At 67.9% G+C, this 24,615-nt stretch carries 27 protein-coding genes and 1 pseudogene; 13 read left to right on the top strand and 15 right to left on the bottom strand.

The genetic code is table 11. The features are described 5' to 3' along the window. Window positions 1-763, top strand: a 763-nt coding sequence (gene mptB / locus DM816_RS25130) for a polyprenol phosphomannose-dependent alpha 1,6 mannosyltransferase MptB (protein ID WP_170318869.1), incomplete at its 5' end; no start/stop codon positions are given. After that, window positions 760-2,067 carry a glycosyltransferase 87 family protein gene (locus tag DM816_RS25125; RefSeq protein ID WP_211588843.1) on the top strand — a complete coding sequence of 436 codons (1,308 nt, stop codon included), beginning with the start codon at window positions 760-762 and terminating at the stop codon, window positions 2,065-2,067. The genes mptB and DM816_RS25125, both read left to right, overlap by 4 nt. Before the next feature lie 190 nt (window positions 2,068-2,257). Here the strand turns inward: DM816_RS25125 and DM816_RS44665 are convergent. The 3 genes and pseudogenes from DM816_RS44665 to DM816_RS25110 form a co-directional block, all read right to left on the bottom strand. Further along, window positions 2,258-2,728 (bottom strand): annotated as a pseudogene (locus DM816_RS44665) (SGNH/GDSL hydrolase family protein); the annotation flags it as partial. Further along, window positions 2,706-3,779 (bottom strand): glycosyltransferase, encoded by a 1,074-nt coding sequence (locus DM816_RS25115; RefSeq protein WP_117212862.1) that lies wholly within the window; start codon window positions 3,777-3,779, stop codon window positions 2,706-2,708. The gene DM816_RS25115 and the pseudogene DM816_RS44665, both read right to left, overlap by 23 nt. Continuing rightward, window positions 3,776-4,909, bottom strand: a complete 1,134-nt coding sequence (locus tag DM816_RS25110) for a glycosyltransferase family 4 protein (protein WP_117212861.1) — start codon at window positions 4,907-4,909, stop codon at window positions 3,776-3,778. The genes DM816_RS25115 and DM816_RS25110 overlap by 4 nt, the downstream gene beginning before the upstream one ends. 94 nt (window positions 4,910-5,003) lie before the next feature. Here DM816_RS25110 and DM816_RS25105 point away from each other — a divergent pair, with 94 nt between their 5' ends. Next, on the top strand, window positions 5,004-5,960 hold the full coding sequence (locus DM816_RS25105; protein WP_117212860.1) for a zinc-binding dehydrogenase: 957 nt from the start codon (window positions 5,004-5,006) through the stop codon (window positions 5,958-5,960). On the opposite strand, the gene DM816_RS25100 is transcribed toward DM816_RS25105, so the two are convergent. The 3 genes from DM816_RS25100 to DM816_RS25090 all read right to left on the bottom strand — a co-directional run bounded on the left by DM816_RS25100 (window position 5,957) and on the right by DM816_RS25090 (window position 7,285). Continuing rightward, window positions 5,957-6,409 carry an SRPBCC domain-containing protein gene (locus DM816_RS25100; protein ID WP_117212859.1) on the bottom strand — a complete coding sequence of 151 codons (453 nt, stop codon included), beginning with the start codon at window positions 6,407-6,409 and terminating at the stop codon, window positions 5,957-5,959. The two genes, DM816_RS25105 and DM816_RS25100, sit on opposite strands and share 4 nt — an antisense overlap. Before the next feature lie 91 nt (window positions 6,410-6,500). Further along, window positions 6,501-6,839: an ArsR/SmtB family transcription factor gene (locus tag DM816_RS25095; protein ID WP_117212858.1), complete on the bottom strand. Its 339-nt coding sequence runs from the start codon at window positions 6,837-6,839 to the stop codon at window positions 6,501-6,503. Further along, window positions 6,836-7,285: an SRPBCC domain-containing protein gene (locus DM816_RS25090; RefSeq protein ID WP_117212857.1), complete on the bottom strand. Its 450-nt coding sequence runs from the start codon at window positions 7,283-7,285 to the stop codon at window positions 6,836-6,838. Before DM816_RS25090 ends, DM816_RS25095 begins: the two co-directional genes overlap by 4 nt. Window positions 7,286-7,427: 142 nt before the next feature. On the opposite strand from DM816_RS25090, the gene DM816_RS25085 reads away from it, so the two are divergent. Next, complete coding sequence (locus tag DM816_RS25085) at window positions 7,428-8,051, top strand: class F sortase (protein ID WP_162907812.1); 624 nt, start codon at window positions 7,428-7,430, stop codon at window positions 8,049-8,051. Here the strand turns inward: DM816_RS25085 and DM816_RS25080 are convergent. Next, window positions 8,020-9,117: an acetate kinase gene (locus tag DM816_RS25080; RefSeq protein WP_117212855.1), complete on the bottom strand. Its 1,098-nt coding sequence runs from the start codon at window positions 9,115-9,117 to the stop codon at window positions 8,020-8,022. The genes DM816_RS25085 and DM816_RS25080 overlap by 32 nt on opposite strands. A gap of 41 nt (window positions 9,118-9,158) precedes the next feature. Between DM816_RS25080 and DM816_RS25075 the strand changes: the two genes are divergently transcribed. Next, a complete protein-coding gene (locus DM816_RS25075) occupies window positions 9,159-9,767 on the top strand; it encodes an endonuclease V (RefSeq protein ID WP_281274363.1) in 609 nt (202 codons plus the stop codon). Here DM816_RS25075 and DM816_RS25070 read toward each other — a convergent pair. Next, a complete protein-coding gene (locus tag DM816_RS25070; RefSeq protein WP_117212854.1) occupies window positions 9,712-10,275 on the bottom strand; it encodes a hypothetical protein in 564 nt (187 codons plus the stop codon). The genes DM816_RS25075 and DM816_RS25070 overlap by 56 nt on opposite strands. Before the next feature lie 65 nt (window positions 10,276-10,340). Here DM816_RS25070 and DM816_RS25065 point away from each other — a divergent pair, with 65 nt between their 5' ends. From DM816_RS25065 to DM816_RS25055, 3 genes are read left to right on the top strand one after another with little or no spacing between them, the layout of a single operon-like run. Then, window positions 10,341-10,643, top strand: a complete 303-nt coding sequence (locus DM816_RS25065; RefSeq protein WP_162907811.1) for a type VII secretion target — start codon at window positions 10,341-10,343, stop codon at window positions 10,641-10,643. A 15-nt stretch (window positions 10,644-10,658) separates the two neighbouring features. Continuing rightward, window positions 10,659-11,378, top strand: a complete 720-nt coding sequence (locus tag DM816_RS25060; RefSeq protein WP_117212852.1) for a hypothetical protein — start codon at window positions 10,659-10,661, stop codon at window positions 11,376-11,378. A gap of 28 nt (window positions 11,379-11,406) precedes the next feature. Next, window positions 11,407-11,712, top strand: coding sequence for a hypothetical protein (locus tag DM816_RS25055; protein WP_162907810.1), 306 nt, complete (start codon window positions 11,407-11,409; stop codon window positions 11,710-11,712). A gap of 162 nt (window positions 11,713-11,874) precedes the next feature. Here DM816_RS25055 and pta read toward each other — a convergent pair whose 3' ends face one another. The 6 genes from pta to DM816_RS25040 all read right to left on the bottom strand — a co-directional run bounded on the left by pta (window position 11,875) and on the right by DM816_RS25040 (window position 19,401). Beyond that, window positions 11,875-13,932, bottom strand: coding sequence for a phosphate acetyltransferase (gene pta, locus DM816_RS25050; RefSeq protein ID WP_117212850.1), 2,058 nt, complete (start codon window positions 13,930-13,932; stop codon window positions 11,875-11,877). A gap of 59 nt (window positions 13,933-13,991) precedes the next feature. After that, window positions 13,992-14,153: a hypothetical protein gene (locus DM816_RS42875; RefSeq protein WP_162907809.1), complete on the bottom strand. Its 162-nt coding sequence runs from the start codon at window positions 14,151-14,153 to the stop codon at window positions 13,992-13,994. A gap of 231 nt (window positions 14,154-14,384) precedes the next feature. Then, on the bottom strand, window positions 14,385-14,528 hold the full coding sequence (locus DM816_RS42870) for a hypothetical protein (protein ID WP_162907808.1): 144 nt from the start codon (window positions 14,526-14,528) through the stop codon (window positions 14,385-14,387). Between the two features lie 371 nt (window positions 14,529-14,899). Further along, a complete protein-coding gene (locus DM816_RS42865; protein WP_162907807.1) occupies window positions 14,900-15,076 on the bottom strand; it encodes a DUF6104 family protein in 177 nt (58 codons plus the stop codon). After that, window positions 15,076-18,660 (bottom strand): multifunctional oxoglutarate decarboxylase/oxoglutarate dehydrogenase thiamine pyrophosphate-binding subunit/dihydrolipoyllysine-residue succinyltransferase subunit, encoded by a 3,585-nt coding sequence (locus DM816_RS25045; RefSeq protein ID WP_117212849.1) that lies wholly within the window; start codon window positions 18,658-18,660, stop codon window positions 15,076-15,078. Before DM816_RS25045 ends, DM816_RS42865 begins: the two co-directional genes overlap by 1 nt. 51 nt (window positions 18,661-18,711) lie before the next feature. Continuing rightward, window positions 18,712-19,401 (bottom strand): hypothetical protein, encoded by a 690-nt coding sequence (locus tag DM816_RS25040; RefSeq protein WP_117212848.1) that lies wholly within the window; start codon window positions 19,399-19,401, stop codon window positions 18,712-18,714. Window positions 19,402-19,451: 50 nt separating this feature from the next. Between DM816_RS25040 and DM816_RS25035 the strand changes: the two genes are divergently transcribed. The 3 genes from DM816_RS25035 to DM816_RS25025 are packed head-to-tail and all read left to right on the top strand — an operon-like array spanning window position 19,452 to window position 21,274. Next, complete coding sequence (locus DM816_RS25035; protein WP_117212847.1) at window positions 19,452-20,180, top strand: GNAT family N-acetyltransferase; 729 nt, start codon at window positions 19,452-19,454, stop codon at window positions 20,178-20,180. After that, on the top strand, window positions 20,177-20,941 hold the full coding sequence (locus DM816_RS25030; protein ID WP_162907806.1) for a lysophospholipid acyltransferase family protein: 765 nt from the start codon (window positions 20,177-20,179) through the stop codon (window positions 20,939-20,941). The genes DM816_RS25035 and DM816_RS25030 overlap by 4 nt, the downstream gene beginning before the upstream one ends. 48 nt (window positions 20,942-20,989) lie before the next feature. After that, window positions 20,990-21,274 carry a hypothetical protein gene (locus DM816_RS25025; protein WP_117212845.1) on the top strand — a complete coding sequence of 95 codons (285 nt, stop codon included), beginning with the start codon at window positions 20,990-20,992 and terminating at the stop codon, window positions 21,272-21,274. Between the two features lie 12 nt (window positions 21,275-21,286). On the opposite strand, the gene DM816_RS25020 is transcribed toward DM816_RS25025, so the two are convergent. Beyond that, the gene (locus DM816_RS25020; protein WP_117212844.1) at window positions 21,287-22,039 is read right to left on the bottom strand and encodes a hypothetical protein; all 753 of its coding nucleotides are present in this window, start codon (window positions 22,037-22,039) and stop codon (window positions 21,287-21,289) included. A 215-nt stretch (window positions 22,040-22,254) separates the two neighbouring features. Between DM816_RS25020 and DM816_RS25015 the strand changes: the two genes are divergently transcribed. Beyond that, the gene (locus DM816_RS25015; RefSeq protein WP_117212843.1) at window positions 22,255-22,941 is read left to right on the top strand and encodes a response regulator transcription factor; all 687 of its coding nucleotides are present in this window, start codon (window positions 22,255-22,257) and stop codon (window positions 22,939-22,941) included. Continuing rightward, window positions 22,938-24,452 carry a sensor histidine kinase gene (locus DM816_RS25010; protein ID WP_117212842.1) on the top strand — a complete coding sequence of 505 codons (1,515 nt, stop codon included), beginning with the start codon at window positions 22,938-22,940 and terminating at the stop codon, window positions 24,450-24,452. The genes DM816_RS25015 and DM816_RS25010 overlap by 4 nt, the downstream gene beginning before the upstream one ends. The last annotated feature ends 163 nt before the right edge of the window (window positions 24,453-24,615 follow it).

Here is a 24,615-nt window from a genome sequence, read left to right as displayed (position 1 = left end):
CGACCTGGTCACGGGCCTGATCGGCATGCGCTTGGCGGCGCTGGCCGGGCTTGCCGCCCTGCTGGCGTGCCTGCCCGCGCTCGCGCGGCGGTGCGGCGCCGACCCGGCCGAGGCGCTGTGGCTGGGCGCGCTCAACCCGCTGGTGCTGCTGCACGTGGTGGCGGGCGCGCACAACGAGGCCCTGATGCTGGGCCTGCTCGGCGCGGGGCTGACTGTCGCCTTTAGACACCGGTTCGCCCTCGCGACGGTGCTCATCACGCTGGCCGCGCTGATCAAGGCGCCAGCGGTGCTTGGGCTGGCGGTGGTGGCGTCACTGTGGCACAAGACCCTCCGGGTCGGTGTGATTGCGCTCACGACAACCGTGGTCGTCACCGAGCTGACGGGTGTGGGCTATGGCTGGATCGGCGCGGTGCACACGTCGGCGGCCCCGCATGCGTGGTCGCTCACGACCGCCATCGGGCGCTTGTTCGGTACCCAGATGGCAATGGTTTTTTGGGTTTCGATGGGGTTGGCGGCCACCGTGGCGATCTGCGTCATCGTGTGGCTGAGGCGGCGCAGGCTCGGTGAGGTCTATGCCCTCGGGCTCGGCCTTGCGGCCATCGGTATGCTCGGTCCGGCGACCCGTCCGTGGTACGCGCTGTGGGGGCTCGTGCCGCTCGCGGCGTCGGCTCCGCGCGGCAGGGTGCGCCACTGGGCGGCCGCGGTGAGCACGGGGCTTACTTTCATCCTGCTGCCCAACGGGTTTGGAGTGGTGACACTTTGAAGGACGTTTTGCAGCGGGTGCCGCAGCGATGGCGGATCCTGGCCGGGGTGACGGTGGCGATCGCGCTCGCCATCACCTTCGCCCCGGGACACCGGGGCTGGTTCGACGTGGGCGTCTACTGGGGCGCGATCAACTACTGGATCCACGAAGAGGGGTCCATCTACGACTACGTGCGCGTGGCGAGCACCTACGGCTACACCTATCCGCCGTTCGCGGCGCTGTGCATGCTGCCGATGGCGATCGTGCCGTGGCACGGCGCGATCGCGATCAACTTCATGATGTCCGCCGCGGCGTCGGCGTTCCTGCTCTACGTGCTGCTTGAGCCGACGTTCCGGCGGATGGGCTGGGACAGCGAGCGCGACCGGGCGTTCGCCGCGGCCGTGGTCGTGCTCATGTTCGCGACGTTCGGTCCGGTGCGCGACACGTTCAGCTTCGGCCAGATCAACCTGCTGCTGATGGCTTTGGTGTACCTCGACCTGCTTCTGGCCATGCGCGGGCACCGGTTCGCGGGCGCCGGCATCGGGCTCGCGGCTGCGATCAAGCTCACCCCCGGCATCTTCATCATCTACCTGCTCGTCACCGGCCGGTGGCGCATGGCCGGGGTCGCGTCGGCGACCACTGCCGGGGCCACGCTGCTCGCCGCGGTGGCGATGCCCGACGCGTCCCGTGCCTACTTCACCGAGTTGCTGTGGGAGACCAGCCGGGTCGGCAACCTTGACTACGTCTCCAACCAGTCGGTGATGGGCATGGTCGCCCGCCTCGCGCCGAGCACGCCCAGCCGCACGCTGTGGGTGGCGCTCGTGGGGGCCATCCTGCTGATCTGGGCACGCAAGGTCCGCAGCGTCGACATGCGCACCGGCTTCGCCCTGACCGGCGTGGTCGCGTGCCTGATCAGCCCGGTCACGTGGGTGCACCACCTGGTCTGGGTGATCCCGGCGATGATCCTGATCACCGATCGGGCGCTGCCGCTGGCCTCCATCGACCGTCCGGCCCGCAGGACCATGCGGATGATGATGTTCAGCTATTTCATGCTCAGCGTCGGCATCGTCTGGGCGTTCATGCATTGGTACCAGGGACCGCTCGGCTTCCTCGGCAGCAACATGTACGTGCTGATCAGCCTGGCCCTGCTGTTCCTGGTGCCGTCCGCGGTACCGGCGCCGGTCCCAGTGCCAGCGCAGCTAGCGCTGCCTGAATATCCTGGCTCATTCTTCTATCCAGATGCTCCTCCAGCCCGCGTCGCGCATGCCGCCACTCAGATACGGCTAGCATCGTCAGCTGGGGTAGGAGATCGGTTGAGCGCCTGAGCACCCAGCGCGTGCCCTTGGTCGCCATCCACGCGAGCTGAGCCGCGCGGCTCGGCGGCGCACTGGTGGGTTCGAGGCTCGGCGCAGACGCGATGGGCCAGCCGTGTTCGGCGAGCGTCTCGCAGCACAGCGCGGCGAGCAGGCGGTGGCCGCGCTCGTTGGGGTGCAGCCGGTCGATGCTCCACATGCGACGGTCGAACACGTGCGGGTGCGTGGCCACGTGGGCGTGCACGGCCCGGTGCTGCGCGCTGAGCTCGTGCACGATCTCGTTGACTGCGCGGATGCGCCGGTCCAGCGGTTTGGCCAGCGGCTGCGGCAGGCGCAGCATGCGCCCCGGTTCGGGCAGGCACGCGGTGACGGGTGTCGCGCCCGCGTCGCGCAGGGCGCTCAGCGTGCGGTGCAGGTGCCCGCCGACGGCCTTGATGTCGAACGATCCGCGCAGCGAGTCGTTGACGCCGACGAGCACTGTCGCGAGGTGGGGTCTCCAGCGCAGGGCGCGTGGCAGCTGGTCGGTGGCGACCGTGCGCGAGACCGCGCCCGAAGTGGCGAAGTTGCGAAAGTCGGTGTGCGGCAACGACTCTGCGAGCCGTGCCGCCCAGCCGCGCTGGGCGGAATCGCCGATGCCCAGGGTTATCGAATCACCGAGGGCCGCGATGCGCATCGCCCACCTCCTCGTGTACGCGCAGGAAGCCCTTCACCGCCGCATCCCAGCCGTACTGTTCGGCGCGGGCGCGGGCCGCCTTGCGCCGGACGTCCTCCGGCGTGGCGAGCAGCTGGAGCACGCCGCCGGACAGGTCTTCACCCGCCACGGACGCGCCGGCGTCGCCGATCACACCGGGCAGGGCACTGGAAGCGCTTGCCACGACCGGTGTCCCGCTTGCGAGCGCCTCAAGCGCGGCGAGGCCGAACGTCTCGATCGGGCCCGGCGCGAGCGCGATGTCGGCGCTCGCCAGCAGATGGGCCAGTTCGGTGCGGTCGGCGATCCAGCCGGTGAACGTGACGGGCAGGTCGTGCGCCTCGCGCTCCAGATGCGTCCGGAGTGGACCGTCGCCGGCCATGACGAGCCGAGCGTTGATGCCTTGGGAGAGCAGCGATCTGAGTGTGAGCAGTGCTCTGTGCGGGCGCTTCTCGACGGAAAGCCTTGTGCAGCAGACGAGCGTGAGGCCGTCGCGCTTGACCGGGCCCGGTTTGAAGAAGGCGAGATCCACGCCCAGCGGCACCAGCGACACGTTCGAGTCGAACTCGCGCGCGGCCCACTCGGTGGTGCAGACGATCCGGTCGTACGAGCGTGCGGTGGCCCGGTTGAGCGGCGGGGCCAGCGCGGCAGGCAGGTGGGCGACGCGCAGCAGGCCGGCAAGGCTCTCGTGCGAGACCATGACCGACGGCACGCGATGCCTGCGCGCCCATGAGCCCGTCCAGCGCAGCGTGGTGCGATCTGACACCTCCAGCCGGTCGGGGCGCAGCTGGAACAGCAGCCGGCGCAGCGCCCCGCGGTCGAGCAGCACGCGATAACCGCCCAGTCCGGGGACCGCCGGTCCGGGCAGCACGATCACCCGGCCCTGCGGCGTCATGCTGTCCGCATAGGACGGTCCGGGCACGATGAGCACCGGCTCGTGGCCGGCGGCCAGATAGCCCTCGCCGAGGCAGCGCAGCGCGGTGCGCAGGCCGCCCGAGGTGGGCGTCACGAAGTTGGCCAGCCGAACGATCCTCATACAAGTTCCAAACTGGATGGTTGGGGAATGCCGAGCACCGTGCGGTAGTAGCCGATGAGCTCGTCACCCAGGGCCGACCACGTGCGGTCCGCCACGGCCACACGGGCCGCGACACCCATGCGCTCGCGCAGCTCGCGATCACCCGCAAGGGTGGACACGGCGTCGGCCAACGCCGCCGGATCACCGGGCGGGACCAGCAGGCCGGTCACGCCGGGCCGGATCAGGTCCAGCGGGCCGCCCGCGGCCGGGGCCAGCACCGGGACGCCGCTGGCCATCGCCTCCTGCACGGTCTGGCAGAACGTCTCGTGCGGACCCGTGTGCACGAAGACGTCGAGGCTGGCGTAGACGCGGGCCAGCTCCTGCCCGCTGCGCGTGCCGAGGAACACGGCCGTGGGCAGCGCCCGCGCGACGCGAGCGCGGGTCGGCCCGTCGCCGACCACGACCACCCGCACACCGGGCAGCGTCGCCGCCTCGCGCAGGTCGTCGACCCGCTTCTCCTTGGCCAGCCGACCGACGTAGCCCACGATGAGCTCGCCGCCTGGTGCGAGCTCACTGCGCAGGGCCGGGTCGCGGTGGCGCGGGTGGAACAGGTTCGTGTCGACGCCGCGGCCCCAGCGGGAGATGCCACGCACGTGATGCGCGCTGAGCTGAGCGGCCGTCGCCGTGGACGGGGCCAGGGTCATGCTCGCGCGGCCGTGCAGCTTGGCAATCCAGCTCCAGGCGAGGCGCTCGGTGAGGCCGATGCCGTAGACGGCCGCGTAGCCGGGGACGTCGGTTTGGTACACGGCAATGATGGGAAGGCCGAGCTCCGCGGCGGCGGTGGCACCCCATGCGCCGAGCACGAACGGGCTGGCGAGGTGGACGATGTCCGGCCGGTACGAGCGCAGCACCTCGCGAATGCGCCGGCTCGGCAGGGCGAGGCGCACATTGGGATAGCCCGGCATCGGCAGCGACGGCAGGCGCAGGACCGGATAGCCCATCGGCGCGGCCTGCCTGGCGCCCCTGGGCCGGGGCGCGATGACAAGCGGCTCATGGCCCCGCGCCACCAGGTGACCGGCCACCCGCACGACCGAGTTGGCCACGCCGTTGACGTCGGGCGCATAGGATTCCGTGATGATCGCGACCCGCATGGCAGCAGATTGCCAAGATAAGTTTGATGCCGGTCTGTGCCGAGAAGGATAGACGGCGAAGAACAATCAAACGGCGAATGTTAGCGTCGGGTCCATGCGCGCGATCTACGCCTCCTCGCTGAACCCTTCCTCCCCGTTGGACGGGCTCGTGGTGGGCGAGCTCGACCTCGCTGTCCCTGAGGGATGGACGACGGTCACGGTGAAGGCGAGCGCGTTGAACCATCACGACCTGTGGTCGCTGCGCGGCGTGGGCCTGTCCGCCGAGCAGCTGCCGATGATCCTCGGTTGCGACGCGGCGGGCGTGGACGCGGACGGCAACGAGGTCGTGGTGCACGCGGTGATCGCCGATCCGTCGCTGCCGGACGAGACCATGGACCCCAAGCGCACGCTGCTTTCGGAGAAGCACCCGGGCACGCTGGCCGACGTGGTGGCGGTGCCCAGGCGCAACTGCGTGCCCAAGCCGTCGCAAATGGCGTGGACCGACGCGGCGTGCCTGCCCACCGCGTGGCTCACGGCGTGGCGCATGCTCACCACACGCGGAAGGCTCGCAGAGGGCGCAAGCGTGTTGGTGCAGGGCGCCGGGGGAGGCGTGGCGACCGCGGCGGTCGTGCTGGCCAAGGCGCTCGGTGCTCGGGTCTACGCGACCAGCCGGTCCGCCGAGAAACGTGAACGCGTTGCCTCACTGGGGGCAGAGGCCGTCGAGCCCGGGGCGCGTCTGCCCGAGCGGGTCGACGTGGTGATCGAGAGCGTGGGCGCGGAAACGATCGACCATTCGGTGAAGAGCACGAAGCCGGGCGGGCGGATCGTCGTTTCCGGCGCCACCTCGGGGCATCTGGCCCAGCTGGACCTGCGGCGCGTCTTCTTCCTGCAGCTGGAGATCGTCGGGTCCACCATGGGGACCCGAGATGAACTCGCCGCAATGCTCGACTTCGTTGTGGCGCACGAGATCAGGCCGATTGTGGATGGGGTGTATGGGTTTGCGCACGCGCGCGAGGCGTTTGCACACCTCGCGCGCGGCGATGTCTTCGGCAAGATTGTGCTGGAGCACTAGTGCCAGTTGCTGATTCGCACGTCGTGCGGCGCGGGCTGGCCCTTGCCGGTTTCGACCAGCTGCTTGAGGCTCATCAGGAAGGTCGCCCACTTGGTGCTGCAGTGGTGCATGAACTCCACCGGCTCCTTCCAGCCCTCGTGCCGGAACAACACGACCGTGTAGTCGTCCTCCTGCTTGAGTTCGAAGCGGATCCGGGTGCCGATCCACTCCTCGGGACCGTCGACGACCTCCCAGCGCACGAGCTGGGCGGGCTGAGCGTCAAGGACCAACATGTCGAACCCGCCGGGAGCCGGCGCGTTGTCGAAGCGGAACCGGATCACTCCGCCCACATCGCTGTCGCCGTCGGTCTTCTCCGTCCACCAGCCCGCCAGCCCATCGATCGTGGCCAAGGCCGTGTAGACCTTGTCGGGAGACGATTGGGCTCCGATCCTGTGCAAGATATCCACTATCTCTCTCCTTTAGATTGATCATGAAGTTAATCCGCGACACGCCGTCGAACATGGACGTAAGTTCATGGTCGACGGGGGAGGGCGTGTGGGGTCAGGCCTTGCGGCTGCGCTGGATGGTCTCGGCGATGCGCTTGATGCGACGCAGCCGTGCGTCCCAGGCGGCGCCGACCGACGACAGTTGCGCGACCGCGCGGGCGAGCTGGGCCTCGTCCACCTCGTAAAGGCGTTCGCGCCCGGACGGCTTGGCGTGGACCAGCCCGACCCGGTCGAGCACGCCGAGGTGTTTGGCGACCGCCTGCCGGGTGACCGGCAGCTGCTGGCTCAGCGTGGTCGCCGTGCCGCCGCCGTTGGTCAGGAGCAGATCGAGCATCCGTCGCCGGGTCGGGTCGCCCACCGCCGACCAGAGCTCGTCGTCGATGGCGGTGCTCATGGCCTCGACACCGGGCGGTCGAGGTAACCGACGAGGCGGGGCAGGAGGTGGTCCCACCTGGTGGCGTGCACACGGTATCGCTCCTGGAGCGCGGCCGCCTCCCAGCCCCGCTCCCGGAAACCCGTCTCGGTGAAGCGCAGCAGCGTGCCCGAGCCCGATGGGATCAACTCGAAGGTCACCAGCAGCGAGTTGGCCGGCGTCGCGACCTCGCCCCGGTCGTATGCCCACCGGAACGACAACCGCCGGGGCGGGTCGGCCTCCATCACCGTGAGCGGCATGACCTTCGTGTCGCCGAACGAGATGACTCCGGTGGCGCCGGGCACCGGGTCGAGCTCCGCCTCGTCCGGCCACCACTCGCGCAGGTGCTCGGGTGTGCTGATCACCTCGTAGACCACGTCGGGCGTGGCCTCGACGTGGATCTCCCGCTCGATGCCGCCGAATTCCATTCCGCTTTCCCATCCCCTCGTGCAACGTTTGGTTGCTCATGACTGTAGCGAGATCCTCGGGCGAGTGCAACCAATGGTTGCGCATGGTGTGTCGTGGCTCCATCGTGCGGCGTGGTTTGAGTAAATTTGGGGTGTGTTGCGCGTGCCCGGACCGTCTCTGTGGATGGTGCCGATCCTGCTCTCGGCGTGGGGCGTGGTGCAGATTATGCGCCCGCTGGAAGCGCATTCACTTGACGTGCCGCAGCCCCCGCCGATCGCTTCCGCGGCCGCGCCGGTGGTCGAGTCGGCGGAGCCGATCGTGCCGGGGATGGCTCGATCCGTACCAACGAGAATATTTATCAAATCGGTTTGGATAAATGCGCGCATCGACCAGGTAGGGCTGGCCCGGGACGGCTCCGTCGAGACGCCGTCCTATGAAGGGGCGGACAACGCGGCTTGGTACAGGCATGGCCCGTCGCCCGGGGAGACCGGGCCGGCGGTGATCCTCGGCCATGTGGATTCCAAAAAGGACCGTGCGGTCTTCTTCGAGCTGCGCCGGGTCAAGCCGGGCGCCGGGATCGAGGTGACGCGGGCCGATGGCGGCAAGGCAGTGTTCAAAGTGGACTCTGTGGAGCAGTTTCCCAAGGCGGCATTTCCGACCGAGCGCGTCTATGGCCCCACCCGTAATCCGACGCTGCGCCTGGTGACGTGCGGCGGGCGATACAACCCCGCGACCGAAGACTACTCCGACAACATTATCGTGTTTGCGACCCTTGCGCCGAAATGAGTTCCGCGGCCTGGCGGGCGATCTCGCGTTCCTCATCAGTGGGAATGACGAACACCGCGACCGCCGATTCCTTTTTGGATATCGTGGTACGCGATGAGCCGTTCAAGGCCGGGTCGACCACGATGCCAAGCCCTTCAAGGCCCGACAGGCACGCTTCGCGCACAGCGGGCGCGTTTTCGCCGACCCCCGCCGTAAACGTGATGGCGTCGACCCGCCCGAGGAGCGCGAAATAAGCCCCCACATAGGTTTTGACCCGCGCACAGTAAACGTCGAAAGCGAGCGCCGCCCGCTCGTCGCCCGCCTCCCGCCGCCGCAACACCTCGCGCATGTCGTTGTCGCCACACAGCCCGCGCAGCCCGCTGCGCGAGTTGAGCAGCGCGTCAATGTCGTCAATGGACATCCCCGCCACGCGGTGCAGGTGGAAGATGACCGCCGGATCGATGTCACCGCTGCGCGTGCCCATCACGAGCCCTTCCAAGGGCGTGAGCCCCATGCTCGTGGCGAAACTGCGCCCGCCGCGCACCGCGCACGCGCTCGCGCCGTTGCCCAGGTGCAGGGTGATGATGTGGGCCTCCGGCTTGGCGAGCAGCTCGGCCGTGCGGCGCGCGACATAGGCGTGCGACGTGCCGTGGAACCCATAGCGCGCGACACCGTGCCGCCGCGCCACCTCGGAGTCGATGGCGTAGGTCGCGTTTTCCGGCGGGATCGTGCGATGGAAGGCCGTATCGAACACGGCCACCTGCGCAGTGTCTTCCAACAATCTCCGGGCCTCCCGCACGCCCGCCAGGTTGGGCGGATTGTGCAACGGCGCCAGCGGAATCAGCTCCGTCACCTGTTCGACCACGGCGTCGTCGATCAGCGTGGGCGCGGTGAAACGCAAGCCGCCGTGGACCATCCGGTGCCCGACGGCGTCGATGCCGCGCACGTCCACCGTGGACAGCAGTTCCCGGACGGCCGCGCCGTGGTCGCTGACCCGCTCGACAAGCCCGCCGTCGACGGCGTCCGCGCCGTCGTAGAGCCGCCACTTCACCGAGGAAGAGCCGCAGTTCAACACGAGCACGCGCACACGATTGAGCCTAGTACGATCGCGGTGTGGGCGAGCGGTTGATAGCGGGGGTGGACGTCGCCTACGAGACGCCGGGCCCGGATGGGGTCGTGGCGGGCGCCGTCGTGGTGCTCGATCTGGCCGACCTGTCGGTGGTGGAGGTGGCCACGGCCGTCCGGCGGGCCGAGTTCCCTTACGTGCCAGGGCAGTTGGCGGAGCGCGAGGCACCCGTTTTGCTGGACGCGCTGCGCGCGCTTCGCGTGCGCCCATCGGTGCTGGTTTGCGATGGGGTCGGCATCGCGCATCCGCGGCGCTATGGGCTCGCGTGCCACATGGGCGAGGCAAGCGGGCTCGCCTCCTTCGGTGTGGCCAAGACGATGTTCGTTGGCACGCACGGCCCGGTGGGGCCGGAGCGCGGCGACTGGGCCGATCTGGTGCTCGATGGGGAAGTCGTGGGGCGAGCCCTTCGCACGCGGGGCGGTGTGAAGCCGGTCTACGTCTCGGTCGGCCACCAAATCGATCTGGACACCGCCACGGACCTCATCCTGCGCCTGACACCCCGCTTCCGCCTGCCCGAGACCACCCGCCAGGCCGATGCGGCATGCCGCGCGGCCCTCAGGCGTTCCTTGCCCGCCACTGCTGCTCGAAGGCCTGACTCGGCTCGTGGATGACCACCTGCGTGCGGTCCTGCGACAGCGTGATGCGCGAGACCGCCGCGACCCGGCTGTTGAGCCCGAGCACGAGCGCGGCCGGGAAGCACAGCAGGCCCAAGGCGAACAGCACACCCGCCAGCGCACCCGGCCCGGACGCGATCGCCAGCACGACGGCCACGACGAGCAGGACCGGCCCCGCGACCCCAAGGGTTTTGGCCAGCAGCATGTTGGTGTTGCGGGTGGAGGCGCAGCGCGGGCATAGCGGCCAATCCTCGCGCTTGACCGCGCCCTGCACGAGTTGCTCCCTGGCGCGGGCGGCCATCCCGACCACGTTGGTGTTGAGGATCATCGGATCGTCGGGCATCCGCTTACGCACAGTGAGCGCGAGCTCCTGCCGGGAGGTGGCCGCGATGCCGTGCCGCACGCACACATCGGGCAAAACGGCGCTGGCCAATTCGCCGGAACTCAGGGAAATGTCGTGCTCGGCCGCGTTCACCACAGATCCGCCCACCTTCTTCATGAACATTTACCGCTACTCTGCTAGCCTAACCGTTCTTGGCACCCACAACACTGAGCGTCAGGGGAGGCACTGTGGCGTTTGAGGCTGACCACGAGCGCATCAAAAACTTCGGCAGTCACGTCAAAGGGCTCAGCGACGATGCCGATGAGGCCGTGCGCTATGTGGACAAGCACCTCGGCATCGGCTACAACGAGGGCCGGATGTTCTTCACCATCGTCGAGCAGGCCGAAAACGTGCGCAACGCGCTGAAGGAAAACTACACCCATCTCTCGGAAGTCGCGATGAAGTCGGGCATCGAGCTCGGCAAGGCGGCCGACTTCTACCGCACGACAGACCAGGCCAGCGCCGAACGACTCGACGGCACCTACCGCTAAAGGGGAAGCACAGACATGGCCGCAGAGCCGAGCACCTTGCTGACGGAGCCGTCCGACGAAAACGTGATGGAGACGGTCAACAACTTCATCGGCTTCCCGCAATACATCAGCCCCTCCTACTGGCTGGGTGTCGCGATGGAGAAGGTGTGTGGGGTCAACCCGTTCGAGTGGGTGGGCCAGCAGTTCGCCGGGGACTGGAAGGCGATCGCCAAGGCGTCCGACGCGCTGAAAAACCTGGCCGAGTTCAACGCCGCCTACGCCACCTCCATCAAAGGGCAGGCGGACCCGCTGTTCGGCACCGAATGGTCGGGCAACGCCGCCACCAACGCCGACCAATACTTCGACAACCTCATCAAGCTGCTCAACGACCAGGTACAGCCGCTCGAAAGCGTGGCGTCCCAGTTCAACTCGGCGACCGTGGGTGTGCTTGAGGCGGCCGACGCCATCAAGGGCCTGCTGGAGGGCCTGCTCGACATGCTGATCCTGCTGGGCATCGAGCTTGCGGCGACGGCCGCCTCCAGCTGGACCATCGTCGGCGGCATCATCGGCGGCATCGCGTCGGCGGCCACCTTCTGGCGCTGTGTCAACCTCTGGAAGCAGATCATCGAGGCGCACTCGCTCGCGTGGCAGATCTGCCAGGTGACGGTCGGTCTGATCGCCGGTTATCTTGGAGCGCTGAAGGGCCTGAAGATGCAGCAGTTGCCCAACACGTCCTACGACCACCCGGGGGTTTGACATGCCGGCGGAGCGCGAAGAAGAGCCGATGATGGACATCGCCCGCGGCGACAAGGCGGTCTCGCGGCACCTGCGGGACTCGCTGAAGCTGATCCGCGACAAGAGCGACGACCCCTACTTCAAGAGCATGGTCGACGACATCCTCGCCGGCCGGCAGTCGCTGCGCGAGGCGGCCTTCTCCAGCACCTTTGAGCGCGGCCTGAGCCCGATGTTCGAGGCGGGCCTGCAGAAGTTCGAGGAGCTGTCCGAGGAGGAGACCCAGCGGATGGCGCAGGAGGGCGAGGCCGCGTTCACCCGCCTCAACGAGCAGATCGAAGAGGAAGAGCGGCTCTAGCGCTAGGGGCTTGGAACCGAGCGGTTTTCCTCGCGAAGCGATGAAAACACGGGCTGAACGCCCGATTCGGTGGGCCTGACGTCTTTCGCGCGGGTGTGGTCGGGCGCGAGCGATGCGGGCCCAGCCGCCGCGGATATGACAGTCCGACCACACACGCTGGCTTTAATGCTGTGACTGGATCGCCGTGATGGCGACGGTCGAGATGATGTCTCGCACCGTCGCCCCGCGCGACAAATCGTTGACCGGCTTGCGCAGTCCCTGCATCACCGGGCCGATCGCCACCGCGCCGGCCGAGCGTTGCACGGCCTTGTAGGTGTTGTTGCCCGTGTTGAGGTCCGGGAAGATGAGCACCGTCGCCCGCCCGGCCACCTCGCTGCTGCCCGGCATCTTCGTGGCTGCCACGCTCGCGTCGACGGCGGCGTCGTATTGGATCGGCCCCTCGACCGGCAGATCGGGACGGCGCTCGCGCACAAGTTTCGTCGCGATGGCGACCTTGTCGACATCCATGCCCTGTCCACTCCCACCGGTCGAATAGGACAGCATGGCGACGCGCGGCTCCACACCGAATCGCGCCGCCGTCTCGGCCGACGAAATCGCGATGTCGGCCAGCTGCTCCGGATCAGGGTCGGGATTGATGGCGCAGTCGCCGTAAACCAGCACATGGTCCGGCAGACACATGAAGAAAATACTTGAGGCTATTCCGGTATCGGGCAACGTCTTCACGATTTCGAAGGCCGGCCGGATCGTGTCTGCGGTCGGGTGCACGGCGCCGGAAACCATCGCGTCGGCGCGGCCCGTGTGTACCATCATGGTGCCAAAATAGTTGACGTCGGTCATCAGGTCGTAGGCCAGATCCCGGGTCATTCCCTTGTGGGCGCGCAGCCGGGCATACTCGCCCGCGAACTCGTTGCGCCACCGCTCATTGTCGTGCGGGTCGACAACGCGGACGTCGTCGAGGTCGAGACCGAGCTCGCGGGCGCGCAGCGCGATCCGTTCGCGGTTGCCGAGCAGGGTCAGGTCGCACACTCCGCGCCGGGTAAGGGATTCGGCGGCGCGCAGGATCCGCTCCTCCTCGCCCTCGGGCAGCACGACGTGGCGGCGGTCGGCGCGGGCCCGCTCGATAAGCTCGTATTCGAACATGAGCGGGGTCACCCGATCCGAGCGGGCGAGGTCCAATCTGGACGCCAGCTCCACGGTGTCCACATGCGACTCGAAATGTCCAAGCGTGGCACTCATTTTGCGGGGGTTGTCGGCGCGCAGCCGACCCTCCAAGCCCGACAGTGCGGCGACGGTATCGTAGGAATCGCGCGGCACCATGAAAATCGGCAGCTCGACCTTGAACCGGCCGACGAGCGCGATGACGCGCGGGTCGGGCTCCAGCCCGAGGGTCAGCAGCAGCCCGGAGATCGCGGCCTGACCGGTGTGATGCGCCGCCACGGCCGCCACGATCAGGTCGGAGCGGTCGCCGGGCGTCACGACCAGACAGTTGTCGCGCAGGTTGTCCAGGAACGTGGGCACCTGGGCGGCGCCGACGATCGCGTCGACCACGTCCCGGGCAAGCGCGGCGGTCGTGGCCCCGTGCACCGGTGTCGCCCCGAGCGCGGTCGCGACCTCCTTCACGGTCGGGGCGGCGATCGCGGGCAGGTCGGGGATCGCATACACCGGCACCGGCAGGCCCGGCACACTCACCTGGGCTGCGACCCGGTTGGCGACCACCGCGAGCACGGGCAGGCTCTCGCACGCGTAATAGGCGGCCCGCACGGCGTCGGCCACCTCGGCCGCGGACCGGTGGTGCCCGTTGACCACGGGTAGCACGGCCGCGCCCAGGTCGCTCGCGAGCCGCAGGTTGAGCGCCACCTCGTCGGGCAGGCCCGCATCGGCCCGCCCCGCCACGTCGTGCCCGTAGTCTGTGCCCACGATGACGACCGCGTCGCACTCGCGCTCGAGGTCGTAGTAGGCGTCCAGGATCTCGCCGACCAGATCGTTGGTCCGGTGCGCGCCGATAAGCTCAGATGCCCGTTGATACGACGGACCGCCGGCGCCCGCCATCCCGTACCGCCCGCGCAACAATTCCACCACCGGGTCAGGCTTCTCGCGCACCAGCGGCCGAAACACACCGAGTCGGCGCACCCGGCGGCTGAGCACCTCGGCCAGCCCAAGCGCGATCGCCGACTTCCCGCCGCCGGGCTCCAGGCTGGTCACATACACTCCGCGCGCCATGCCCACAGACTATCTGCGGCCCTTGGCAAGACCCCGCGCCCTCGCCATGAGCTCCTCGATCAGATCACCAGCGGCTCCGGCAGCCCGGTGCCTTCGTCGCAGCAAGGCGGCTTCGTCCGCTTCTCGTCGTCGGGCGGCCGCACTCCGGTCAGCTCATAGAGCATCGTGTAGACGTCGATCTCCGGCCGGTCCCGTGCATGCGGTCCGACAGGACGATCCACGTTTCTGATGGGGTTTTGAACCCGACGATAGCCCGCAGCGGCCCAACGAGGTGCTTGACGCAGAGTGCGTTGATCGGTGCTGATCCGGTAAGCCGATATCCCGGGACTATGCAGCCCTGATGCCCGAGATCGCGCACAAGTCGGTCGAACGCGTCGCGGTCGCGGTTCCTCAATCGTCCAATGGAGGTCGGCCAAATCACTGGCGTAGACGGTGGTGGTCACTATAGGTGACTAAGACTCCTTAGTGGACTGATCAAGTTGGTCAGCGTTGAGCAGCCGGCCCTCGCCGCGAGCCATCTGGCCGAGGCTCTCCATGAGATCGGCGCTGTCGAGCCAAGCCTCGTCGTGCAGCCGATACTGGATAAGGTCCAACAACTCGCGGTTTTCTTGCCCGCTGCCCGCAGGTCTTCGGCCAGATGGACAACCTCGTGCAGGCGCACCGGGTCGAGTAGCAGCCTGGGCTTTTCTTGGGCGGCGAAGAGCGGGCCTGCGTCGACCCATGCCCGAACGGTCTTATCGCTCACGCCCAGCAGCCTGGCCGCGATCTCCACGCGCACGGGCTGGATCTGGGGCAGGAGCTTGCGCACGGCCTCAAGAAGCTCGCTGCGCCTGCCTGCCGTCGGGCAGGGCCCGCGACACGGACTCGATCCGCTCGACGACATCGAGCATCTCGCGGATGGATTGCTCCTCGACAGCCACAGACATGCTTCCGACTATGCCCCAATTTTCGGAAGAAGCCAGGGGTATTACTCGTCTTCGTCGTCCAGGCGGGCGAGCCAGGTGGCGAAGCGCTCGATGGGCGTCTCGAACTCGGGATTGAGGTCGACGAAGTCGCGCAGGCGCTCGGCCAGCCACTCCAGGGTGACCTCCTCCTCGCCCCGGCGCTGCGCCAGCTCCTCAATCCCGCGATCGGTGAAGTACATCAGGCGACCTTCGGCAGCGCCGCCTCGATCAGCGCAGCCTGCTCGACGTCGTGCAGCTTGTTCGAGCCCACCGCAGGGGCCGCGGCCGACGGGCGGGAGATGCGGCGCATGCGCACGCCATCGAGGTGCTCCAGCAGGTTGAGCGCCACGAACGACCACGCGCCCTGGTTGGCCGGCTCCTCCTGCACCCACGCGAAGTCGGTCGCGTTGGGGTACTTCGCCAGCTCCGCCTTGACCTCCTCGACCGGCAGCGGGTAGAGCTGCTCCAGCCGGATGATGGCCGTGTCGGTGATGCCCCGCTCGTTGCGCGCCTGCATCAGGTCGTAGTAGACCTTGCCCGAGCACAGCAGGATCCTGCGCACGTCCTGCGACGCCGGCTCGCCGATGACGGTCTGGAACGTGCCCTGCGTGAAGTCGGCCACCGCCGACACACACAGCTTGTGCCGCAACAGCACCTTGGGTGTGAACACCACCAGCGGCTTGCGCTTGGACGACAGCGCCTGCCGCCGCAGCACGTGGAAGTGGTTGGCCGGGGTGGACGGCACGACGATGCGCATGTTGTCTTCGGCCGCCAGCTGCAGCCACCGCTCCGGGCGCCCGGAGGTGTGGTCGGGGCCCTGGCCCTCGTGGCCGTGTGGCAGCAGGATCGTCACGCTCGACTGCTGGCCCCACTTGACCTCGCCCGACGAAATGAACTCGTCCACAACGGACTGTGCGCCGTTGGCAAAGTCACCGAACTGGGCCTCCCACAGCACCAGCGCGTTGGGCTGCTCCACCGAGTATCCGTATTCGAAGCCCATCACCGCGTATTCGCTCAGCAGCGAGTCGTGCGCGTGGAAGCGCGCGTCATCGGCCGCCAGCTCGGCGATCGGCAGGAAGTCCTTGCCGTTCCTGGCGTCCACGATGGCCGCGTGCCGCTGCACGAACGTGCCCCGGCGCGAGTCCTGCCCGGACAGCCGCACCGTCACCCCCTGCGCGAGCAGCGAGCCCATCGCGATGATCTCGGCGAAGCCCCAGTCGATGTTGCCCTCGACCGCCATTTTTGCCCGCCGGTCCAGCAGCTGCTGGATGCGCTTGTGCGGGGTGAAGCCGTCGGGCAGCGTCACATGCGCCTCGCCGATGCGCTTGACGAGCTCGGCTGGGATCGCCGTGGCGACAACGGGTTCGGGCTGCACCTCGCTGCTCCTGATGAGCCTGCTGGACACGCCGTTGGCCGCGTCGCGCGTGGCCTTGAAGACCGTTTCGAGCTGGCTCTGGTAGTCGCGCAACGCCTCCTCGGCCTGCTCGACGGTGATGTCGCCGCGCCCGATCAATTCTTCCGTGTACAGCTTGCGCACCGAGCGCTTCGCGTCGATGATCGCGTACATCTGCGGGTTGGTCATCGACGGGTCGTCGCCCTCGTTGTGCCCGCGCCGCCGGTAGCACACGAGGTCGATCACCACGTCCTTGTTGAACGCCTGGCGATACTCGAAAGCCAGGCGCGCCACGCGGATCACGGCCTCGGGGTCGTCTCCGTTGACGTGGAAGATAGGCGCCTGGATCATCCGGGCCACGTCGGTCGAGTAGAGCGACGACCGGCTGTATTCGGGCGCGGTGGTGAAGCCCACCTGGTTGTTGACCACCACGTGCACCGTGCCGCCCGTGCGATACCCCCGCAGCTGCGACAGGTTCAACGTTTCCGCGACGACGCCCTGCCCAGCGAACGCGGCGTCGCCGTGCACGAGCACCGGCAGTACCGTATAACCCTCAAGACCAAGATCGAGCCGGTCCTGCTTGGCGCGCACGATGCCTTCGAGCACCGGGTCGACGGCCTCCAGGTGCGACGGGTTGGCGGTCAGCGACACCGTCACCGTGTGCTGGTTGTCGGGGCTGGTGAACTTGCCGGTCATGCCGAGGTGATATTTCACGTCGCCGGAGCCCTGGGCGCTCTTGGGGTCGAGGTGCCCCTCGAACTCGTTGAAGATCTTCTCGTACGGCTTGCCGACGATGTTGGCCAGCACGTTGAGCCGGCCACGGTGCGCCATGCCGATCACGACCTCGTCCAGGTCGGCCTGGGCGGACGCCTGCAACACCTCGTCCAGCAGCGGGATCAGCGACTCGCCGCCCTCCAGGGAGAACCGCTTCTGCCCCACATATTTCGTGGCGAGGAACGTCTCGAACGCCTCGGCCGCGTTGAGCCGGCCCATGATGTGGCGCTGCTCCTCGGAGCTGGGCTTCTCATACTTCTTCTCGACCCGCTCCTGGATCCAGCGGCGCTCCTCCGGATCCTGGATGTGCATGTATTCCACACCCACCCGGCGGCAATATGAGTCGCGCAGCACGCCGAGCACATCGCGCAGCCGCATCTTCTCCTTGCTCGCGAACCCCCCGACCGGGAACGTGCGGTCGAGGTCCCACAGGGTCAGGCCGTGCTGCAGGATGTCAAGGTCAGGGTGGCGCCGGATCTCGTATTCCAGCGGGTCGGTGTCGGCCATCAGGTGGCCGCGGACGCGATATTCCCGGATCAGTTCCATGACCCGGGTTGTCTTGTCGATCCCGCCCTCGGTCACGTCGCGCACCCAGCGCACGGGCTCGTAGGGGATGCGCAGCGCGGTGAAGATCTCGTCGTAGAACCCGTGCTCGCCGAGCAGGAGCTCGTGCATGGCCTTGAGGAACTCGCCGGACTGCGCGCCCTGGATCACCCGGTGGTCGTAGGTCGACGTCAACGTGATGATCTTGCTGACCGCCATCTCGGCCAGCTGCTCGTCGCTCATGCCCTGGAACGGCGCCGGGTATTCCATCGCGCCCACGCCGATGATCGCGCTCTGGTTGACCATGAGCCTCGGCTGCGAGTGGACCGTGCCGATGCCGCCCGGGTTGGTCAGCGAGATCGTGGTGCCGGAGTAGTCGTCCATGGTCAGCTCGTTGCGCCGGGCCCGCCGCACCACATCTTCATAGGCCTGCCAGAACTGGCGGAAGTCCATGATCTCGCAGCCCTTGATCGAGGGCACAACCAGCGTGCGCGAACCGTCGGGCTTGGACAGATCGATGGCGATGCCCAGGTTGACGTGCTCCGGCACGATCATGTTGGGCTTGCCGTCGACCACCCCGAAGTGGTTGTTCATCTCCGGGTGCACGGCCAGGGCCTTGACCATCGCGTAGCCGATCAGATGGGTGAAACTGACCTTGCCGCCCCGCCCGCGGGCCAGGTGATTGTTGATCACGATCCGGTTGTCGGCCATCAGCTTGGCCGGCACGGCCCGCACGCTGGTCGCGGTCGGCACGGACAGCGAGGCGTCCATGTTCTCGACGATCTTGCTGGCCACGCCGCGCAGCGGGACCGCCTTGCCGTCGATCTTTACCGCGGGCTTCTCCGCCGCCTTGGGCGAAGGCGCGGGCGCCGGCTTTTCCGCCTTCTCCGCCGCGGGAGCGGCCGGAGCCTTGGCGGGAGCGGCCGGAGCCTCGAACGGCTTGTAGTCTGCGAAGAAGTCGTGCCAGGCGGGGTCGACGCTGGAGGGATCGTTGAGGTACTTCTGGTACATCTCCTCGACGATCCACTCGTTGGTGCCAAAGCTCGCCAGGGGGTTGTCCTGCTGGGTCGACACGTCTGCCCGCCGTCCTTTAACGAATGCTTACGCAGAAACCGGCTTACAAGGCTACGCCACCGGCTCCGCGAGCCGGATCCAGGTCGCCTCACCCCGGGCGAGCGCGATGCCCGCGCTGGAATAGAGGCTGGTGCGCACCACGGCCTTGCGCTCGTGGCGCGCCACGGCCTGCCCGGTCACCACACACTCGGCACCGCTGCGGGGCAGGTCATCGATGTCGACGGCCAGCCGGCCGAGCACCCACGGGCGGTCCGGTTCGATCACCGTCCAGCCTCCCGGGCAGTCCAGCGCGGCCCAGATCATCACCGGATCGACCTGGTCAGGCGTGACGAAAATCGCGGCGGTCCGGCCGTCGCCAATCCGACCCGGGAAGATGCGCAACCCGTCGTCCCGCAGCGGCCCGCACACGAAACACGTCGGAAAGTGATGCTCGCCGTGCCCGGGGTAGTTTTCGGACGCGGCGCGCGCCGCGGGGACCGGCACGAACGGGACCGGCTCGATGACCGCCTCGCGCCGCGCGGCGGTCGAAATCACCGCACCGGCCGGGTCGACCACCCGCAGCCCACCGTCCGTGTGGATCACGCTGAGCGGCGTGTCCAGCGGGGGCGGTTTGCGCAGTGTGACCTCAGCGATCGGCGGCAGGTGTGCACCGATCAAACCGCACGTCCAGCCGCCGTTGCCCGAGCCCGGAGGCCCGTTATAACGACTGTCGACGATAAGAAGGTTGTTGTTGGGCTGCACGGTCCGAGCATTTCACGTCGAAGTCAGGTTGCACGTTCACCCTCTCGCTCATGAGCACGATGCTGCTAACCGCCGCCGCAACCGGCTACTCCGCGCTGATCGCGGGAGACGCCCGGCTTGTCGAGGCTGCCCAGCGCCTGCGCTACCGCGTCTTCGCGGAGGAGCTGGGCGCGCAACTCGACCCCACAGGGATCGACCAGGACGACTTCGACGCCTACTGCGATCACTTGATCGTGCGGGAGGACCGCACGGGCGAGGTCGTCGGCACATACCGCCTGCTGTCACCCCAGCGCGCGATCTGGCTCGGCCGCCGATACGGCGACGGCGAGTTCGACCTGTCCGCGTTGACCGTGCTGCGCGACCAACTGGTCGAGGCCGGGCGCAGTTGTGTGCACCCCGACCACCGCACCGGCGCGGTGATCAACCTGATGTGGGCCGGGATCGCCAAGTACCTGGACCGCTTCGGATACCGGTGGCTCGGCGGGTGCGCGTCCGTGCCGCTCGACACCGCCGACAAGGTGTGGGATCTGGTGCAGCGCAAGCACATGTCGCCGCCCGAGCTTCGGGTCAAGCCCCATCTGCCGTGGTCCCCGGTCTCCCCGGTACGCCCCGGCTCCCTTTCCGATGTGCCTTCTCTGCTCAGGGGGTACCTGCGCCTCGGCGCATGGGTGTGCGGAGCACCCGCATACGACCCGGCGTTCGGCTGCGCGGACTTCTACGTGCTGCTGGGCGTGGACCGGGTGAACCCACGCTATCTCAAGCACTTCCTGGAATCATGACGATTTGGCGCCCGGCGTGCCCCTGTGATGCGGGGTGCCTACCGTCCATTGTGGACCGGGTCGGCGTCTGGCGGCAGTCCGCACGCGTGCTCGCCGCGGCCGGAGTCCTTGTGCTCGCGGCGCTGCGCCCGTCGGCGGCGCCGCGTTGGGCTCGTGCCATGCTGCGTGCACTGGGCATCAGGTGGAGCGTGATAGGCGCGCCGATCCGGCCGGGCGCGCTGCTCGCGGGCAACCACGTGTCGTGGCTGGACATTGTCGTGATGCTGGGCATCGGCGACAACGTGCGCATGGTGGCCAAGCGGGAGGTCGGTGACTGGCCGGTCATCGGGGGCCTGGCGCGTGCGTGCGGCACGGTGTTCGTCGACCGCTCGCGGCCGCGCACGTTGCCCGGCACGGTGGACGCCGTGGCCGGTGCGCTTCGCGCCGGGTACACGATGCAGGTTTTTCCAGAGGGCACAACGACTTGCGGCGCTCATCCGGTCGGCTGGCGCCCGGCCTTCCTTCAGGCCGCGATCGACGCGGGCGCTCCCATCCAGCGGTTCACGCTGTTGTTCAGCAACGCGTCCGCGGCCTTCGTCGCCGACGAGTCGTTGCTGACCTCACTTCGCCGCGTGATCGCCACACGCAATCTGACCATCGCCGTGCTCATCGACGAACCGCAGCCCACCAACGCGAACCGCCGCGCGCTGGCGAAGCGCCTGTCCCCACGAATCCGCCATGCGCAGGCATCCCCGATTGCCAATGCTGAAAGTTATCTGTAGCGTGCTCCCGTTTGTGATCGAGATTTTTTCCACACGGGAGGCAACATCATGGATCCGGAACTGCGCGACTTTATGATTTACGTTGGTGCGCTTGGGCTCAGCGGCCTGCTCCTGCTCGTGCTGGCCGCGCTCGGCATCGGCAACCGCGCCATCAACGGCATCATCGGCCTGGCGGCGGCCGGCTACGCCGGTTTCCTGCTCTACAAGGACTTCACCGCGACCGAGCCATACGAATACCAGAAGTTCTTCTTCGCCTACATCATGCCTTTCATCGCCTTGTACCTGCTTGTCAAGGGCATCATGGACCGGCGCAAGGCGGCGGCCCAGGGCTGAACCTCGTCGCGGCTAGAGCAGGGCGTCCACGATGGTGGTTGCCCTGCTTTCGTGTTTGGCGTAGGCGTATGGGTAGGCCGAAACCTGCACCGTCTGTGCGGCATCGGTGAGCGCCATGTTTTCGTAGTCGAGCTGCGCGAGCTTCTCGAAGAACTTGCGCGCCTGATAGGCCGGCTTCATGAGGTCGGGGACGCTGCCCCAGCCCTGGCTTGGCCGCTGCTGGAAGATGCCGACCGAGTCGTGGTCGGAACCCTCGCCCTCGTAGGGGTAGTTGAACGACTCGGGCACGGCCCAACTGGCCGTGTTGTAGAGGTTGCTCTCCTGCATCGCCGTGGCGACCCCGATGATGATCCCCCATCGGGACAGGCCCATCGAACGCCCGACCTCGACGATCGTGGCCGCGTTGTTCATCTGCACCTGGACCAGGCCGGCGACGGGCGTGGGTGGGCCCTGCTTGGTCGGGGAGGGCGAGGGGGTGGGGCTCGGGCTGGGGGCCTTGGCCCTGGCCCGGTCCAGCGAGCGGGCGAGGGTCTTCTCGTCGACCACCTGGGCCCGCTCGTTGAGCAGGGCCGCGATCTCGGCCGTTTGGCTGGTGTCGGTCGTGTCCGGCCCGGCCACCGGGTTGCTCCCGGTGAACAGGGCCGCGCTTCCCGCGAGGCAGCCTGCCAGCAGCAGGCCGGGTAACGGGATCCCCTTGGTGCTGGGGAGACGATGTCGTCCGATGTGCTTGCGTCTGCGTCTGTGCGCTCCGGGGGACGGCGGCATTCGCCGACTGTAAGAAGACGTTTGCGCTGGTCGCCACCCCAAAAGAGTGAGCTATGCCACTAGATCACTCATAAGATGACATCAAAGCGCCATCAATCGCCAGCAGCCCGGCGGATCGGAACTATACTCCCGCGGGCGATTTACGAGGATCATCTCACAGCTTGTTTTCAGGGAAGGCACAGCGACCGGCTAGCGAACGCGGGTTAGATGGATGCATGCCCGAGGCAAGTCTGCTTGTGGTCGAGGACGACCCGAACATCCTGGAGCTGCTGTCGGCGAGCCTGCGTTTCGCCGGGTTCGACGTGCGCACGGCGACCAGCGGGAGCAACGCGCTCGCCGCGGCCGCCGAGCAACGGCCCGATCTTGTGGTGCTCGATGTCATGCTGCCCGACGTCGACGGGTTCGACGTGATCAAGCGGCTGCGGGCGGAGGGTGAGCGGGTCCCGGTGGTGTTCCTCACCGCGCGCGACGCCACCGACGACAAGATCCGTGGGCTCACGCTCGGCGGCGACGACTATGTGACCAAGCCGTTCTCGCTGGAGGAGCTGACCGCGCGCATCCGGGCCGTGCTGCGGCGCACGACCGGCGAGCAGACCGCGACGCCCAAGCTCACGTTCGCCGACCTTGAGCTCGACGAGGAGACGCACGAGGTGCACCGGGGCGGCAACCTCGTGCAGCTTTCCCCGACCGAATTCAAACTCCTGCGCTATCTGATGCACAACCCCAACCGGGTGCTGTCCAAGGCGCAGATCCTCGACCACGTGTGGAACTACGACTTCCGGGGCGACGACAACATCGTCGAGTCCTACATCTCCTACTTGCGGCGCAAGGTGGACAACGGGCAACCACGACTGATTCAGACCTTGCGCGGTGTCGGTTACGTCCTGCGCAAGCCCGCATGAACTGGGTGCAGCGGCAGCCTCTGCGCGTCAAGCTGGTCGCGCTGGTGCTGGCGCTGCTGACCCTGGCGATCGTGCTCATCGGCGTGGCCAGCAACGTGGCCATCGGGCGCTACCTGACCCAGAAGGTCGACGACGACCTCGACGTGGCCGCGGACCACCTCAACGTGGTCTTGGAGCGGCTGAGCGTCGACCCGACCCTCTACGCGGCCCAGATCCTGCCCAGCGACTTCGTGGCGCTCATCCCCGGCCTGGACCCGATCAGGTTTTCGGGCCTCGGCGGCGACGCGCTGCCCGCGGTCCCGGACAAGGTCACCGACATTGTGGGCACGCACAAGACGTTGCGCGCCAAGGACGGCAAGCATCGCTGGCGGGTGGTGGTGTCGGAGCTGCCGCGCGGGCCGAAATATCTCGTGGCGCAGAGTCTGTCCGATGTGGACGGTCTGAAGAACGCCGTGCTGTGGACGACCATCTACGGTGGCGCGTCCGTGCTCATCCTCGCGGCGTCGCTGGGCACGGAGATGGTGCGCCGCTCGTTGCGTCCACTCACGACAATCGAGAAGACGGCCGGTGCCATCGCGGGCGGCGACCTCACCAAGCGGGTGCCCGATCCCGAGGAGGGCGAGCCCGAGCCCAGGACCGAATTCGGCTCGCTGGCCCGCTCGTTGAACACCATGCTCGCCCAGATCGAGCATGCCTTCACCGCGCAGGCGGCATCGGAGACGGCGGCGCGCGCCGCCGAGGCCGTCGCGCGCGACGCGGCCGTGGCGGCGCAGGTCTCCGAGGCGCGAGCCCGCCGTTCGGAGGAGAAGATGCGGCAGTTCGTCGCGGACGCCTCCCACGAACTGCGCACCCCGTTGACGACGATCCGTGGATTCGCCGAGCTTTATCGGCAGGGCGCAGCGGGTACCCCCGAAAAGACAGCGCAATTGGTCAAGCGCATAGAGGATGAAGCTCGCCGGATGGGGCTGTTGGTGGAGGATCTTTTGTTGCTCGCGCGGATGGACCAGGAGCGCCCACTGCGCCCCGGGCCGGTCGAGTTGCGTGTCGTCGCGGTCGACGCGGTGCAGGCGGCCCGGGTGGTCGCACCGGATCGGGAGATCGCGCTTGCGGTCGCGCCGGACGCGGGCGAGCTCGTGGTGCGGGCCGACGATGCGCGCCTGCGGCAGATCATCAACAACCTGATGGGCAACGCGCTGGCGCACACCCCGCCCGGCACGCCCATTGAGCTACGCCTTTCCCGGGCGGGCACGGAGGCGGTGGTGGAGGTCGTCGACCATGGGCCGGGCCTGACCGCCGAGCAGCAGGAGCGGGTGTTCGAACGGTTCTACCGCGCCGATTCGGCTCGCACCAGGCGGGCCGACGGCCACGTCAGCACCGGTCTGGGCCTGGCCATCGTGGCGGCGCTGGTTTCCGCGCACGACGGAAAGGTCGAAGTGGACAGCCGGCCCGGCGAGGGCGCGACGTTCCGCGTGTTCCTGCCGCTGCTCCCACAGATCGATGAAGAAGAATAGGCCTCACAGCAAAGTTACAGAGCGATCCCAGACCGATACAAGCACTAGCGGGAAGACTGAAAGCCATGAGCGAGAACGAAAAGCCAGAGCAGCCGCAGCAGCCCACTCCTCCTCCTGCGGGGCCGCAGCCTGCTTTCGGGCCTGGGGCCGGGGCGCCTGACCG

This window comes from Allorhizocola rhizosphaerae, assembly GCF_003426775.1.
GTDB lineage: Bacteria > Actinomycetota > Actinomycetes > Mycobacteriales > Micromonosporaceae > Allorhizocola > Allorhizocola rhizosphaerae.
Note: the sequence above shows the minus strand (reverse complement) of the source record. Positions and strands in the feature narration are given on the sequence as shown.